Below are 16,324 nucleotides of genomic sequence, written 5' to 3'. Positions count from 1 at the left end.
GTTTGTGTCAGCCTTCGGGTTTAGTCGTCAACCTGATCGATAACAGCGTCAGCGACCTCGCGCATTGACAGACGACGATCCATCGAGGTCTTTTGGATCCAGCGGAAGGCCTCGGGCTCGGTCATGCCCATGTTCTTCTGCAGCAGGCCCTTCGCGCGGTCAACGCGCTTACGCGTTTCGAAACGGTCAGAAAGATCGGCGATCTCCTCTTCGAGAGATTCGATTTCCTGATGACGCGAAAGGGCAATCTCAACGGCAGGAATCAAATCCGCGGGGCTGAAGGGCTTCACAACATACGCCATTGCGCCCGCATCGCGAGCACGTTCAACAAGCTCTGTTTGGCTAAACGCGGTCAGCATGACGACAGCACACGAAAGCTCCTGAAGGATCTTTTCAGCGGCGGTGATGCCATCCATGCGGGGCATCTTCACGTCCATGACACAGAGATCAGGTTCGAGCTCAAGTGCAAGCTGGACGGCTTCTTCACCGTCTGCGGCCTCACCAACAACCTCAAATCCGGCAGAAGTGAGGGTTTCAACGATATCCAGACGAATCAGGCCCTCATCTTCTGCGACAAGAACGCGGCGTGGTTCGTTTTGAACTTCAGTGGTCATAACTGATCCTCGGTTTGTAGGTTTCCTAGCTCTATCATAAACTTAAACGGCGCCGATTACGGCGACGCCCCGATAGCCCAACTGGCAGAGGCGGTCGGCTCAAACCCGGCTTGTTGTGGGTTCGAATCCCACTCGGGGTACTTGCGAAGGGCGCCACGGTAGTTTTCGTACTACCGTGGCACTTTTCATTTCGCTGATCGTGGTGTGCTGGGAACCATCAAGCTCGTCGCGCCATAATCCGGTTCGTTACGCGCGCCGACGAAATCAGCTTCCCGGCCTCGTTCTTTATTTCAACAAGATGGACTGTCGATGAACCACCCAGGTGAATAGCCGTTGCCGTCGCGATCACTCGACCGGTAGAAACCGACGAGATGTGGGAAATCGTCAGTTCAGTGCCCACCGCGAACCCGCGATCGGCGCCGTGAACGTTACGAGCGTGAATCTGGGAAGCAAATGATGCTGCGGTTTCCGCGAGCGCTGCGCTTGCCCCACCGTGAAGAATCCCAGCTGACTGGGTGTTTCCTTCGACGGGCATTAAGATCACTGTTTTTTCGGGCGAATGTTCTAACACATCCATTCGCATGGCTTCCATCAGGGAATGTGGCCAATGTGCGCCCACGAATCCGCCATTGTGGGAAGGATCGGGCGCGGTTTGTCGTGCGGTTTGTCCATGCATACCTCTAGGGTTACATGTGTGAGTGACACTTTGCTGATTATCGACGGCCATTCGATGGCTTTTCGCGCCTTCTATGCTCTTCCGGCTGACCGTTTCGTGACACATTCGGGGCAACATACGAATGCGGTGTACGGCTTCATCAAGATGATGGTGAAGATGCTCCAAGAGGAAAAGCCGACCCATGTTGCGGTGGCGTTTGACGTGTCGCGCCATTCTTTCCGCACCGAGGAGTATCCGGAGTATAAGGGAACGCGTGATGCGACGCCGGAACCCTTTAAAGGCCAAGTTGAACTGATTAGCCAGGTTTTGGAACTGATGGGTATTCGTTCCCTGCGCAAGGACGGCTACGAAGCCGACGATATTTTGGCGACGCTTGCTCACCGTGGTGAGAAAGCCGGGATGCGTGTCTTGGTCGCGTCGGGGGATAGGGATTCTTTCCAGACGGTGACTGAGAATGTGACGGTTCTCTATCCGGGTGCGTCGACCGAGAACTTGAAGCGCATGACGCCCGCTGCTATTGAAGAAAAGTACGGTGTCCCACCGTTCCGTTACCCGGAAATTGCGGCTCTTGTCGGTGAGACCTCCGATAATTTGCCCGGCGTTCCCGGTATTGGACCGAAGACAGCGGCAAAGCTGATTAACGAGTTCGATGGCCTCGATAACCTGATGGCGAATGCTGATCAGGTGAAGGGTAAGCGTGGCGAGGCTCTGCGCGAACATGGCGATGATGTTGCGCGTAATCGTCGTTTGAATCGTCTGCTCACGGATCTGGACCTGGGGGTTGAGCTGGGGGATCTTGTCCCCGGGGCTACTCAAAAGACTGAATTGCTTGCGTTGTTCGATACGTTGGAGTTTGGGCGCCTGCGTAACCAGGTGCTTGCGGTCAGTGTAGGCGATGACTCAGTAGAAGAATCGGGGAACGAGGCCGACCAGGCTTTTTGGACGGCGCCCTTAACGGTGTCGGTCGCTTCCGCTGCTACTGACATTTCCGGCTGGGCACGCTCGGTCGGCCATATTGATGCGATTTGGGCCGACGGGGAGGGGATCCCTGCTCATGGACACATCGATCTTCTTGCGTTGAGCGCAGGAAGTCGCGTCCTTGTCATTGACCCGACCACGCTCTCTCCGGTGCAGGATCAGGCTTTAGTGAAGGTCCTGAAGCACAGCGATTCGCACGTCGTTCATGATGCTAAAGCCTTGTCTCACGCTTTGGCAGGACACGGGTGGGCGATGGCCTGGCCTTCGAAGGACGTTCAGCTTGCCGCCTATCTTGCACGCCCCGATTCGAAGAACGTCGAGATCAAAGAAATCTTGAACCGCTATTTCAACATTGAGTTGCCCGAAGAAGAAAAGAAGACGGACGCTCTCTTCGAGATCGTTGGCAGCGGTGAGATTCAAGAACGTATTCAACGATGCGCGCGTATCTGCTACTCCCTGCCGTTTGTGTGGAAGACCTTGAGCGCGCTTTTAGCGGATAACGGTGAACTGGACCTGCTGACACAGATGGAGCTTCCCGTATCTAGGGTCTTGGCGAAGATGGAAGCGACAGGTATTGCCGTTGATAGTGACGAGCTGCGCTCCCAGTCGACGCAACTGGGATTCGAAGTTGATGCGGCCCGCAAGAGTGCTCTTGATGTGATTGGTGAAGATGTGAATCTTTCCAGTCCCAAGCAACTGCAGAGGATTCTTTTCGAGGTCCTCGATCTTCCCAAGACGAAGAAGACGAAGACCGGCTACACAACGAACGCTGAAGCTCTTGCTGACTTGCGCGAAAAGACGCGAGATTCGGGTGGTCCAGGCTTCGTATTCCTTGACTCGTTGCTGATGCACCGTGATCGAATCAAATTGAAGCAGATGGTGGACACGCTGATTTCCTCCACCAACCCCGATGGGCGCATTCACTCGACGTTCTCACAGGTTGTTACCACAACTGGCCGTTTGGCATCCAAGGACCCGAATCTGCAGAATATTCCAGCTCGTAGCCCAGATGGTCTGAAGATCCGTTCCGGTTTTGTTGCTGGCCCCAGCTTTGAGTCTTTGATGAGCGCCGACTATTCCCAGATTGAAATGCGCATCATGGCGCATTTGTCGGGAGATGAGGGCTTGATCGAAGCTTTCGCTACCGGCGAGGACCTGCACAAGACGATGGCTGCGATGGTTTTCGATACGCCCGTTGAAGACGTGACGGGTGAGCAACGCTCTCGCATCAAGGCCACGTCATATGGTCTCGCGTATGGATTGTCCTCGTACGGTCTGTCCGCACAACTGCATATTCCAGTCCACGAAGCAGCCGCGTTGCGTGACCGCTATTTCGAACGTTTCGCGGGGGTAGGCGACTATCTGAATTCGCTCGTCGACGAGGCTCGGATCAACGGCTACACGGAAACGATGTTCGGTCGTAGGCGCTATCTGCCCGACCTGACCTCATCGAACCGGCAGCGCCGCGAGATGGCCGAACGTGCTGCTTTGAATGCGCCGATTCAGGGGAGTGCAGCGGATATCGTGAAAATTGCGATGGTCAACCTCATCGACGCTCTGCATCAGGCTGACATGAAGTCACGCGTACTGCTCCAGATCCACGACGAATTGTTACTTGAAATAGCACCGGAAGAACGTCAGCAGGCTGAGGAGCTTGTCCGCGACAAGATGAGCTCGCCAGTCCAATTGAAGGTGCCTTTGGATGTCGCAGTGGGAGTGGGAGCGAACTGGATGGCCGCCGCCCACTAGGTGGATGGGTGATCACATGTGTGTCCGTAACAGATAAACGCGACCGAAACCACGTTTTTATCCACCAAACAGTGGAAAAGATCGCGTTAATGAACTGGTAGACTTACTAGCGGTGTCTTGGCACTCGTGTACGCGAATGCCGATTCGCCACTTCTGTACACCTACTATTCAGTCCGTTTCGGAGACACAACTACATGACCACCAATACGCCGCAGGTCGCGGTTAATGACATCGGCTCGACCGAAGATCTGCTTGCCGCCATCGACGCAACCATCAAGTACTTCAACGATGGCGACATCGTCGAGGGCACTGTCGTCAAGGTTGACCACGATGAGGTCCTCCTCGACATCGGCTACAAGACTGAGGGCGTTATCCTCTCTCGCGAGCTCTCCATCAAGCACGACGTGAACCCTGACGATGTTGTTGCTGTTGGCGACAAGATCGAAGCCCTCGTCCTCCAGAAGGAAGACAAGGAAGGCCGTCTGCTCCTGTCGAAGAAGCGCGCACAGTACGAGCGCGCCTGGGGCCAGATCGAAAAGGTCAAGGAAGAAGATGGCGTTGTTACCGGCACCGTCATCGAGGTCGTCAAGGGTGGTCTTATCCTCGACATCGGCCTTCGTGGCTTCCTCCCCGCATCCCTCGTTGAAATGCGTCGCGTCCGCGACCTCGCACCGTACATTGGTCGCGAGATCGAAGCGAAGATCATCGAGCTCGACAAGAACCGCAACAACGTTGTGCTCTCGCGTCGCGCATGGCTTGAACAGACCCAGTCCGAGGTTCGCACGAACTTCCTCCACACTCTTGGCAAGGGTCAGGTTCGTACCGGTAACGTCTCCTCGATCGTTAACTTCGGTGCGTTCGTCGACCTCGGTGGTGTCGACGGCCTCGTCCACGTCTCCGAACTCTCCTGGAAGCATATCGATCACCCGTCAGAGGTCGTTGAGGTTGGCCAGGAAGTCACCGTCGAGGTTCTCGACGTCGACATGGATCGCGAACGCGTCTCCCTGTCCCTCAAGGCAACCCAGGAAGATCCGTGGCAGGCATTTGCCCGTACCCATGCGATCGGTCAGGTCGTGCCGGGCAAGGTCACGAAGCTTGTTCCATTCGGCGCATTCGTCCGCGTCGAAGACGGCATCGAAGGCCTCGTCCATATTTCCGAGCTTGCTCAGCGTCACGTCGAGCTGCCGGATCAGGTCGTCAAGGTTGGCGACGACGCATTCGTGAAGGTCATCGATATCGACCTCGAACGTCGTCGCATCTCCCTGTCGCTCAAGCAGGCAAACGAAGGCATCGATCCGACCTCCGAAGAGTTTGATCCCTCGTTGTACGGCATGGCCGCTGAGTACGACGAAGACGGCAATTACAAGTACCCCGAAGGCTTCGATCCGGAAACCCAGGAATGGATGGAAGGCTACGAGGCACAGCGCGAGGCTTGGGAAGCACAGTATGCCGAAGCGCAGGCACGCTGGCAGGCCCACAAGGCTCAGGTCGTCAAGGCGCAGGAAGAAGATGCCGAAGCAGCTCCGGTTGCTCCCGAGGCCACCTCTTCCTCGTCCTCCGTCGAGCCGGAGACCGTTGGTACCCTCGCTTCCGATGAGGCTCTCGCAGCTCTGCGTGAGAAGCTCACGAACGGAAACTGAACTGATCACAGAGCCTCGGCTCTGATGTGATGAACGTGTGCCCCACGAACGGTGTTCGTGGGGCACACGCGTTTATTCACACCACGCGTCGAATGATTCTCCTATGACTGCATTCTCCAGCCTGTATGGACGTTGAAGAATATCGGACGCTAGTCGCTCGTCGACTCATATAGGACAATGAAGCTATGACTCATATTGAGGTGTGTTGAGGATCTTCCTAGCGTTGCGATTGCAACGGATCAGGATGAAGTCGCTCGGATCGTAACAGCCGTTAGGAATGCATCATGACCCAGATTCACATGGGAGGCGCATCTGCTGACCTTCTTCGTCCTTTCGTCATTCCAACAGACCGCGCACTGCTCGTCGGTTTGAGCGGTGGAATTGGCTCTGGAAAGTCATCTGTTGCCACTGCGTTTGCGAGTCTTGGCGCGGTCGTTGCCGACGCAGATGCCATCGCACGTGAAGTGGTCGAACCTGGAAGCGTCGGTCTTCGTCGTATCGAAGAAGTGTTCGGCGACGCCATCTTGAATGATGACGGGACTCTCAATCGAGGAGCACTAGCCCAGCAGGTCTTCACCGATGCCAGTGCTCGAAAGACAGTGGAAGCAATCACTCATCCTTTGATTGCTGAGCGTTCCCGCCAGATTCTTTCAAGCGCCCAACCGGGGAACATTGCTCTTTACGATGTTCCTCTGCTGACTGAGCAACATATGCAAGACCAGTTTGACGCCGTGATCATGGTCGATGTTCCGCTTGATATGCGCCTGAGCCGTCTACAAGCCCGCGGGATGACGATTGACGAGGCCCGAAAAAGAATCGCATCCCAAGCGAACAGTGATGAACGACGTGCGATCTGCCACATCTGGATAACCAACACCGGCTCGCTCGTGGATCTTCACCGTCTGGTTGCGACAGTTCATGCCCAATGGCTGACACACTCGGGCACAACTGGCAGTCCGACCGGCAGATGATTCCGGCCTCGTACATCACGAGCAGGCGATAGGTCCTCAATCGGCATGAGTCTGACAAAGTGACTACGGTAGGACTGTGAGCAAACGAGTTGTGCGGCAAGAAGCGTCGTTTGAGGTTGTCTCTGACTACACGCCATCGGGCGACCAGCCGACTGCAATCGCAGAATTGGTCAAGCGCCTGAATGACGGCGAACAGGATATTGTTCTCCTCGGCGCTACGGGCACGGGTAAAACCGCAACGACTGCGTGGCTCATTGAGCAGATTCAGCGACCGGCGCTCATTATCGAGCCGAATAAAACGCTTGCCGCCCAGCTTGCCGCTGAATTCCGCGAACTGTTGCCTAATAACGCTGTCGAGTACTTCGTGTCGTACTACGACTACTACCAGCCGGAAGCCTATATTCCGCAGACGGATACATACATCGAGAAAGACTCGTCGATCAACGATGAGGTCGAACGTCTGCGCCACTCGGCGACGAACAACCTGCTGACCCGTCGTGACACGGTGGTCGTTGCTTCCGTGTCGTGCATCTACGGCTTGGGTACTCCACAAGAGTACGTCGAGCGCATGATTGAGCTGGAACGTGGCATGATCGTCGACCGCGACACCCTTCTTCGCGCCTTCGTCAACATGCAGTACGTGCGCAATGATGTCGCCTTCACGCGAGGCACTTTCCGAGTTCGTGGCGACACCATCGAAATCATCCCAGTGTACGAGGAGCTGGCGATCCGCATCGAAATGTTTGGGGATGAAATCGATTCTCTGGCAGTCCTGCATCCCCTGACCGGTGACGTCATCAACGAAGTCGATCACGTCTATCTATTCCCGGCCAGCCATTACGTTGCCGGCGAAGAGCGCATGAAGCGAGCCATTGCCTCGATTGAAGAAGAACTGGCAGAACGCCTCACGTGGTTCGAATCCCAAGGCAAGTTACTTGAAGCCCAGCGTCTGCGCATGCGCACCACATACGACCTGGAAATGCTCAAAGAAATCGGATCGTGCGCGGGCATTGAAAACTATTCGCGTCATATCGATGGACGAGGTCCCGGCACTCCGCCCCATACGCTGATGGACTATTTTGCCGATGACTTTGTCCTGATCATCGACGAATCGCACGTGACAGTTCCGCAGATCGGTGCCATGTTCGAGGGCGATATGTCGCGCAAGCGTACCCTGGTCGATCATGGTTTCCGACTGCCCTCAGCAATGGACAACAGACCGTTGAAGTGGGACGAATTCGTTGAACGCATCGGCCAGACAGTCTACCTCTCGGCAACCCCGGGTGACTACGAACTTGAACGAAGCGATGGGGTAGTGGAACAGGTGATTCGCCCAACTGGTCTGGTGGATCCAAAGATTATCGTCAAGCCCACGAAGGGACAGGTTGACGATCTTCTGGAACAGATCCGCGAGCGTGTCGAAAAGGATGAGCGTGTTCTTGTCACGACGCTCACGAAGAAGATGGCGGAAGACCTGACCGAGTACCTCGCTCGCCGTGGCGTCCGTGTCGAGTACCTGCACTCTGACATCGATACCCTGCGTCGCGTTGAGTTGCTCAGAGAACTGCGTCAAGGCAACTTCGACGTCCTGGTCGGCATCAACCTGCTACGTGAAGGTCTGGATTTACCGGAAGTTTCCCTTGTTTCGATCCTCGATGCGGACAAGGAAGGCTTCCTGCGTTCGACCCGATCGCTGATCCAGACTATCGGTCGTGCAGCACGCAACGTGTCGGGCGAAGTGCATATGTATGCCGACAACATCACGCCATCTATGGAAGCTGCGATCAGCGAAACTGAACGTCGTCGTGAGAAACAGATTGCCTACAACACCGAGCATGGTATCGACCCGAAGCCACTGCGTAAGAAGATCGCTGACGTCACCGACATGCTTGTGCGTGAAGAAGTTGATACGCGCACGCTACTCGACGGCGGATACCGTAAGGAAAAATCAGCGTCTGCTCGTTCGAAGCCTGATGCACTCAGCCTCGCGGGTGTAGCGCAAGCAGATCTTGAAGAATTGATCGAAGACCTGACGAAGCAAATGATGCTAGCCGCCGAAAACCTACAGTTCGAGGTCGCTGCGCGTCTACGCGATGAGTTGCAGGATCTGAAGAAGGAACTGCGCCACATGAGGGCAGCTCAGTAGTGAGAGCTGAAGCGTCCGCTTGGGGGTAATCTCGTTAGGTTCTCCACATACTGGCTTTTCATCGGGGCATCGTAGCGCGATCTAGGTAGACTAGTTCGCGAGGGGAGTAATCCCACGAAGTGCTGGTTCGTCACCACGGCGTTGGACACGAGCATCGCTCGGATCAGCAGCCCGAACATCGGGTGGGAAGAGACCTCACCATAGTTGCTCGTACCTCAGAGAGGTTCCCACCCGTGCATGTTCACGCCCTCGGCTGGTTTGGTCTGGCCGTCGCAATTCTTGCCCTCATTACCGTTGACATCGTTGGCCACGTCCGTAAACCGCACGCTCCGACTCTTAAAGAATCGACCTGGTGGTCGATCGGTTACGTTCTTCTTGGTCTTGCCTTTGGCCTCATCATTTGGGGCGTCTACGGTGGCCAATTTGCCGGCGAATACTACGCTGGCTTTCTGACAGAAAAAGCTCTGTCACTCGATAATCTGTTCGTCTTTATCATCATTATGTCGTCGTTCAGGGTGCCTCGTAACTATCAACAGAAGGCACTGCTATCCGGCATCATCATCGCCCTCGTTCTGCGCCTCGTCTTCATTCTTGTTGGCGCAGCGCTGATTGAACGCTTCACGTGGATCTTCTTTATCTTTGGCGCCTGGCTACTCTGGACCGCCTTCTCGCAAGCACGTGAAGGTGTTGGCGGAGAAGATGAACACGAAGAGGAGGAATACCACGAGAATTCCTTCGTCAAACTGATGCGTCACGTTTTCCCGGTGACCGACGGTTTCATTGGTGACAAGTTCCTGCACCGCCACGGTGGTCGCACGTACCTGACGCCGATGCTCCTGGTGGTCTTCGCGCTGGGCACTGCTGACCTGATGTTTGCCTTCGACTCGATTCCGGCAATTTTCGGCCTGACCCATGAACCCTATTTGGTGTTCGCATCGAACGCGTTCGCTCTGCTTGGTCTGCGTCAGCTGTATTTCCTGATCGAACGTCTGCTGGAAAGACTGGTCTACCTGAACTACGGCTTGGCAGCAATCCTTGCCTTCATCGGAATGAAACTGGTTTTCCACGCGATGCACGAGAATACGCTTCCGTTCCTTAACGGAGGCGAAGGCATTCACTGGGCACCGGAAATCGGAATCCTTCCATCCCTGTCCTTTATCATCGTGACTATCGTGGTGACGGTCGTGACATCGTTGCTGAAGAGCCGTTCGATGGCGTTAAAGGACGCTCCAGACACCCACGTTCTGGAGAAGGAAAAGCCCGCTCGTACTTTTGACTGACACGTTGCCCCGACGGGGCTTACGTACCCGTCCAACGTAAAACCGTCGCCCACACCGAAGGACGTAATGACGCACTCTTCAACACTCTCCGGTCTGACGCACGCTGAGGTGAGAGAACGCGTTGCACGCGGTGAAACGAATGATGTTCGCCAAAGGACCTCGCGATCGATTGCCTCGATTATTCGCGAGAATGTTCTCACGCTGTTTAACGCGATCCTGATCAGTGCTGCGGTGCTGGTGCTCATCTTTGGGCATCCTCAGGATGTTGTCTTCGGGGGAGTGCTGATTATCAACGCGATTATCGGCATTGCTTCGGAATTGAAGGCGAAGCGGACTCTTGATTCACTCGCAATCGTCGATGCTCCAACAGCGTTGGTTATTCGTGGTGGAAAAACTCAAGAGATCCTGGCCAAGGATGTTGTGCTTGATGATGTCATGTGCCTTGAACTGGGTACGCAGATTTGCGCAGATGGCGTCGTTGAAGAATCCTCGGGCCTCGAGGTTGACGAGGCACTACTGACCGGTGAATCAACACCCGTCAAGAAGAAAGTGGGCGATCAGGTTCTTGCAGGAACCTCGGTCGTTGCTGGTAGTGCACTCATGGTTGCCCACGCGGTGGGAGCACAGACATACGCGCAGGATCTTTCTCGCCGAGCTCGCGTCTACACGCGGACTATTTCGCATATTCAGGTGAGTATCAACAAGGTTCTGCGTGTCATTTCCGCGCTACTCATTCCGGTGATTGTGCTGACCATGTGGTCGCAAACCCGTATTGCCGGCACTGATGCGGCCTGGAACCAAGCGATCGTGTTGGCGGTCGCGAGCGTTGTGGGAATGATTCCACAGGGCCTCGTGCTCCTGACTTCAATGAACTTCGCGATCGGTTCGGCGACGTTGGCGCGCAGGGGAGTGCTTGTCCAAGAACTGCCCGCGGTGGAAGTCCTCGCACGAGTCGACAGTGTCTGCGTTGATAAGACGGGCACTCTCACCACAGGCCATATTCGGGTGCGCACGCTTCGCATTGGTGCGAATGTTTCGGAGGATGAGGCCACGCTCGCTTTGAAAGCTCTGAGCGCCAATCGTGCGAATGCAACAGCGCAGGCGATTGACGACTATTATTCCGACGCGGATCTAGGCCAGGTGAATTGGGCGATTCCGTTCTCATCAGCTCGCAAGTGGTCAGCGTGTGGGACTACGAGTGGCAGCTGGTATTTGGGCGCTCCGGAGATTCTTCGTTCTTCGGAAGAACCCGGGGACTTTGATCAGCTCATCGACGAGTATTCGGCGGAAGGTTTGCGCGTTGTTGCCCTGGCTCGTAGCCAAGAGTGCGACGAGGCAACGGCATTCGACGCCTCTTCCGGTGACTACTTGCTTCCAGACACACGACGCGTTGTGGGCATCATTGTCTTGGAAGAAGACTTGCGTGTAGACGTAGCCGATACGCTGACATATTTTGCTCGCCAAGACGTCCGCGTTCGAGTGATTTCGGGTGATAATCCGGTGACTGTTGGCGCTCTGGCACGCCAAGCGGGTTTGAGTCGTCCTGACGGGAAGCCTTTGGTCATCACGGATGCGCGCACTCTCCCCGTAGATACTTTGTCAGATGAGTTCGGCCAGATCGTTGAGAAAACGGATGTGTTCGGGCGTGTGACGCCGGAGCAAAAGCGCGCGATGGTCCAGGCACTGCAGGCTAATGGACACACGGTCGCAATGACAGGCGACGGAGTGAACGATGCCCTTGCTCTGAAAGATTCCGACCTTGGAATCGCGATGGGCAACGGGTCTCAGGCAACGAAGGCTGTTGCGCAGATCGTCTTGATTGATTCAAAGTTTGCTGTATTACCAGGAGTGGTGGGCGAAGGGCGACGCATCATTGCGAATATGGAACGCGTTTGTGCTCTCTTCCTTGCCAAAACCGTTTACGCGGCGTTGATTGTTGTGACGTGTGCTCTGATGGCGTGGGAATACCCGTTCCTTCCACGTCACTTCACCTACATCGATGCACTGACGATCGGCATCCCCGCATTCTTCCTTGCTCTCTCACCGAATGCTAGGCGTTACGTGCCTGGGTTCCTGCACCGAACACTTGCCTTAGCGCTACCCGCAGGAATTGCCTTGACGCTGGCAGCGCTAGGTAGCTACGCAATCGTGGGCCCTGGAGATGAGTACGCGAGGACCATTGCCACGCTTTCGCTGATTGTCGGTGCGCTCTGGCTAGTCTCGGTCACCGCTCGTCCGCTCTTAGGCTGGCGTGGTGGACTCGTGCTCCTCATGGCGCTCGGAGCGTTCATGGGAGTCTCCATTCCCACCATCCGCACCTTCTTAGCGCTCAGCTGGCCCACGCACGAACATTGGCTTGTGATCGGGGTGTCAGGAGTCGGTGCCGGACTTTTGATTGAAGCCAGCCACCGCCTGTACCACAAGCGTCAACACGCTCATGCAGAGGCCATCGGTGCCTCTGACACGGCGCAATTCTGAGCATCGGCGCGAGCTTTAACAGATGCCGTACATGCATGTGTGGGAGAACGCCAAAACGTTCTCCCACACTGTACTGAACAATCAGAAGCGGTTAATCACCGGATTCCACTCGCCGATGATACGTTCACGAATGACACCGGCCTCCTTGAACGGATCCTCATCAAGAAGTGACGCGACCTTATCGGCGTTCTCAGCTTCGAAAATCAGCAGAGCCGTCGGATGACCGCCGGTAACGGGGCCCGAGGCCACGTTAAATCCGTCGTCCTTCAACTGCGTTAAGAATGCGCGGTGCTTGGGACGAACCTCGTCCATCAGCGCTGATTGGGCAGGGTCATAAACGTAAGTCACTGCAAAGTAAGCCATGACTCAACGGTAGGCGCAACGGGCGGTGATTGCATATGAAACGCCACGCCAGGCCTCGTCAATTCTCTTACGAAAAGGGGAATTCCGTATCGAACCCTTCGGCCCCGAAGCCGATCGTCGGCACCCATTCGCGAATCTTGCAGGTTTCGACAAAACCCTGAAGAGCAAAAGGGTCGTCAGCGAGGATCTTGAAAACATCCTGAGCCGAATTGGCGCGAAGAATAATCAGCGCATCATTTTCTCCCCTATCACGCAGGAAGCCGGAAGCCACCACAATGTCGCGTGAATGCAGGTCTCGCAGGAACTGGCGGTGAGCGGGCCTGAATGACTGGATCAACGACTCGAGTGAATGGTCGTAGGTGTATTCGATCATGTAGAGGCTCATTGCCTCATAATGCCAGTTAAACTGCCGTTTGACGATGGAACACATGTACGACATTCGAACTCGGCGCCGAGTAGACTGTTAGGGTGCATGAATCTTTAGTTATTTCTGGTGCTCGCGAGCATAACTTGAAGGATGTCAGCCTCGAGTTGCCTCGAGACACAATGATTGTTTTTACGGGACTTTCCGGCTCCGGTAAGTCATCGTTGGCATTCGATACGATCTTCGCAGAGGGCCAGCGTCGATACGTGGAGTCTCTGTCGTCGTACGCGCGCCAGTTCCTCGGTCAGATGGACAAACCCGACGTCGATTTCATCGAGGGTCTGTCGCCCGCGGTCTCGATTGACCAGAAGTCGACATCGCGCAACCCGCGTTCCACGGTTGGCACGATTACTGAGATTCACGACTACCTGCGTTTGCTGTACGCGCGTGCGGGGATCGCTCACTGCCCGAAGTGTGGCGCACGCATTCAGGCGCAGACTCCCCAGCAGATTGTGGACCGAGTGCGTTCCATGGACGAGGGAACGCGTTTCCAGGTTCTGTCGCCGGTCGTGCGTGGACGCAAGGGTGAGTATCAGGACCTGATCAATGAGCTGAAGACGTCCGGCTACACGCGTGCGATCATCGACGGCGAATTGGTTCGACTCGAGAACGCTCCGGTTTTGGAAAAGAAACTGCGCCACACGATCGAGGTCGTCATTGACCGGCTCGTGGTGCGTTCCGGTATGCGCCAGCGCCTTACTGATTCGGTAGAAACAGCTCTCCGTCTGTCCGATGGCCTCGTCATTATTGACATGGTCGACTTGGACGAGGACGATCCTGATCGTCGTCGCCGATACTCGGAAAAGCGTTCGTGCCCGAACGACCACCCGCTAGCGTTGGAAGAAATCGAACCTCGTACATTCTCTTTTAACGCTCCCTACGGTGCCTGCCCAGACTGTACGGGTATTGGGTCGAAACTTGAAGTTGATCCTGACCTACTGGTTCCCGACGAGGAACTGTCGCTGGCCGACGGTGCGGTGATCGTGTGGAACTCGAACTTCAAGTACCACAAGCGCCTGCTGGAGTCCTTGTCCGGTGAACTCGGATTCGAGATGACAACTCCGTGGAAGGCCCTGCCCGACAACGTCCGCGAAGCCATCCTGTTTGGTAAGGACTACGAGGTCAAGGTCAAGTTCCGCAACAGATGGGGACGCGAACGCTCGTACACGACGGGCTTCGAAGGTGCCGTCACCTACGTTGAGCGCAAGCGCCAGGAAACCGAATCGGAATGGGTGTCGGAGAAGCTCAATGCCTATATGCGTGAGGTTCCGTGTCCGACGTGTCAGGGGGCTCGTCTGCGTCCCGAGGTTCTTGCGGTGACAGTGGGCGATCTATCGATTGCTGAACTGTCTGACCTGTCGATTTCAGATGCCCGCGCACACCTCAATGCGTTGGAGTTGGATCAGCGTTCGCAGGCGATTGCCAAGCCAATCCTGCAGGAGATTCGTGCTCGCCTCGATTTCCTTGTCGATGTTGGCCTGACCTATCTGACGCTGTCACGTGGTGCCGGAACACTGTCGGGCGGCGAAGCGCAGCGTATTCGTCTAGCCACGCAGATTGGCTCCGGTTTGGTTGGCGTCCTGTATGTGCTCGACGAACCGTCGATCGGTCTGCACCAGCGTGACAATCGCAAGCTCATCGATACCTTGAAGCGTCTTCGCGACCTTGGCAATACGCTGATTATTGTCGAGCACGATGAAGAAACGATGGAAGCCGCTGACTGGATCGTCGATATCGGTCCGGGTGCCGGTGAAACGGGTGGTTGGATTGTCCACTCCGGCACTCTGGAAGACTTGAAGAACAACAAGAAATCACTGACTGGCGACTACCTGTCGGGCCGTCGTTCCATCGGAGTGCCAGCTACTCGTCGCCCGGTTGATCCCGAGCGCATGCTGACGGTCAAGGGTGCACGCGAGCATAACCTCAACGACGTGACAGTTTCGTTCCCTCTCGGCACCTTTACCGCTGTGACGGGCGTGTCCGGTTCGGGAAAGTCCACGCTGGTGAATTCGATTCTGTACCGCACGCTGGCATCGCGTTTGAACGGTGCGCGCCTTGTGTCAGGTCGTTACCGTTCAATGAGTGGCCTCGAGCATCTCGATAAGGTTGTCCACGTTGATCAGTCGCCGATCGGTCGTACGCCACGTTCGAACCCTGCGACGTATACGGGCGTGTGGGATGCGATTCGTAAGCTGTTCGCGGAAACACAGGAAGCGAAGGTACGAGGCTACGGTCCGGGCCGTTTCTCCTTCAATGTGAAAGGCGGACGCTGTGAATCCTGCAAGGGCGACGGCACTCTGAAGATCGAAATGAACTTCCTGCCTGACGTGTACGTTCCCTGCGAAGTGTGCCATGGTGCACGGTACAACCGTGAAACCTTGGAGATTCTTTACAAGGGGAAGTCAGTCGCAGACGTTCTGAATATGCCGGTGTCTGAAGCGGCGGAGTTTTTCGCGCCGATCTCCAGGATTGCGCGACATCTCAATACCCTTGTCGAGGTTGGCCTGGGTTACGTGCGATTGGGGCAGGCGGCAACAACACTGTCGGGTGGCGAAGCACAGCGTGTGAAGCTCGCGTCCGAACTGCAGCGTCGTTCGACTGGACGAACGATCTATGTGCTGGACGAGCCGACGACCGGCTTACATTCCGAGGATATTCGTAAACTTCTGCTGGTTTTGCAATCGCTGGTTGACAAAGGCAATACGGTCATCGTCATTGAGCACAACCTGGACGTCATTAAGTGCGCTGATTGGATCGTTGATATGGGCCCCGAAGGTGGTTCCGGTGGTGGTCGCGTCATTGCTGAAGGAACACCAGAAGCAGTTGCGAAGGTGAAGGGGTCGTTTACCGGGGAGTTCCTGGCAGATATTCTCGCGAGTGCGAAGAACGAGTCTGTCGCGAAGAAGAAGGCCTCCGCCCAGAAGAAATAAGGACGAGGCTTCTTCTACTCCTTTAACCTGCGAGTAGGGGAGCATAACGAAAAGGGGGTCGCTGATCAATCATGA

11 protein-coding genes and 1 tRNA gene are annotated in these 16,324 nt (G+C 55.6%); 8 read left to right on the top strand and 4 right to left on the bottom strand.

All coding sequences use genetic code 11. The features are described from left to right. Positions 1-20 precede the first annotated feature (20 nt). Positions 21-614, bottom strand: coding sequence for an ANTAR domain-containing response regulator (locus AC5RE1_RS09355; RefSeq protein WP_006681076.1), 594 nt, complete (start codon positions 612-614; stop codon positions 21-23). A gap of 66 nt (positions 615-680) precedes the next feature. On the opposite strand from AC5RE1_RS09355, the gene AC5RE1_RS09350 reads away from it, so the two are divergent. Next, positions 681-754, top strand: a tRNA-Leu gene (locus AC5RE1_RS09350). Between the two features lie 77 nt (positions 755-831). On the opposite strand, the gene AC5RE1_RS09345 is transcribed toward AC5RE1_RS09350, so the two are convergent. Continuing rightward, positions 832-1,149: a PaaI family thioesterase gene (locus AC5RE1_RS09345; RefSeq protein ID WP_442953376.1), complete on the bottom strand. Its 318-nt coding sequence runs from the start codon at positions 1,147-1,149 to the stop codon at positions 832-834. 159 nt (positions 1,150-1,308) lie between these two features. Between AC5RE1_RS09345 and polA the strand changes: the two genes are divergently transcribed. From polA to AC5RE1_RS09315, 6 genes are all read left to right on the top strand, one after another. Further along, positions 1,309-4,017: a DNA polymerase I gene (gene polA / locus AC5RE1_RS09340; RefSeq protein WP_103632596.1), complete on the top strand. Its 2,709-nt coding sequence runs from the start codon at positions 1,309-1,311 to the stop codon at positions 4,015-4,017. A gap of 194 nt (positions 4,018-4,211) precedes the next feature. Next, positions 4,212-5,657, top strand: coding sequence for a 30S ribosomal protein S1 (rpsA, locus tag AC5RE1_RS09335; RefSeq protein ID WP_101627759.1), 1,446 nt, complete (start codon positions 4,212-4,214; stop codon positions 5,655-5,657). Positions 5,658-5,941: 284 nt separating this feature from the next. Then, positions 5,942-6,628, top strand: a complete 687-nt coding sequence (coaE, locus tag AC5RE1_RS09330) for a dephospho-CoA kinase (protein WP_006681071.1) — start codon at positions 5,942-5,944, stop codon at positions 6,626-6,628. A 76-nt stretch (positions 6,629-6,704) separates the two neighbouring features. Further along, the gene (gene uvrB / locus AC5RE1_RS09325; RefSeq protein ID WP_103632597.1) at positions 6,705-8,774 is read left to right on the top strand and encodes an excinuclease ABC subunit UvrB; all 2,070 of its coding nucleotides are present in this window, start codon (positions 6,705-6,707) and stop codon (positions 8,772-8,774) included. A gap of 233 nt (positions 8,775-9,007) precedes the next feature. Next, positions 9,008-10,054, top strand: a complete 1,047-nt coding sequence (locus tag AC5RE1_RS09320; protein ID WP_103632598.1) for a TerC/Alx family metal homeostasis membrane protein — start codon at positions 9,008-9,010, stop codon at positions 10,052-10,054. Between the two features lie 66 nt (positions 10,055-10,120). Next, positions 10,121-12,532 (top strand): HAD-IC family P-type ATPase, encoded by a 2,412-nt coding sequence (locus AC5RE1_RS09315; RefSeq protein ID WP_493938761.1) that lies wholly within the window; start codon positions 10,121-10,123, stop codon positions 12,530-12,532. 81 nt (positions 12,533-12,613) lie between these two features. Here AC5RE1_RS09315 and AC5RE1_RS09310 read toward each other — a convergent pair whose 3' ends face one another. Together AC5RE1_RS09310 and AC5RE1_RS09305 are read right to left on the bottom strand one after the other, a co-directional pair. Then, entirely contained in the window at positions 12,614-12,895 is a 282-nt protein-coding gene (locus AC5RE1_RS09310; RefSeq protein ID WP_006681067.1) for a YciI family protein, read from the bottom strand. Positions 12,896-12,962: 67 nt separating this feature from the next. After that, the gene (locus AC5RE1_RS09305; protein WP_218840312.1) at positions 12,963-13,325 is read right to left on the bottom strand and encodes a YciI family protein; all 363 of its coding nucleotides are present in this window, start codon (positions 13,323-13,325) and stop codon (positions 12,963-12,965) included. Positions 13,326-13,363: 38 nt separating this feature from the next. Here AC5RE1_RS09305 and uvrA point away from each other — a divergent pair, with 38 nt between their 5' ends. Further along, entirely contained in the window at positions 13,364-16,249 is a 2,886-nt protein-coding gene (gene uvrA, locus AC5RE1_RS09300) for an excinuclease ABC subunit UvrA (RefSeq protein WP_493938758.1), read from the top strand. Positions 16,250-16,324: the final 75 nt, after the last annotated feature.

It is taken from the genome of Actinotignum sp. usb-actsch-rep-73 (assembly GCF_059082735.1).
Note: the sequence above shows the minus strand (reverse complement) of the source record. Positions and strands in the feature narration are given on the sequence as shown.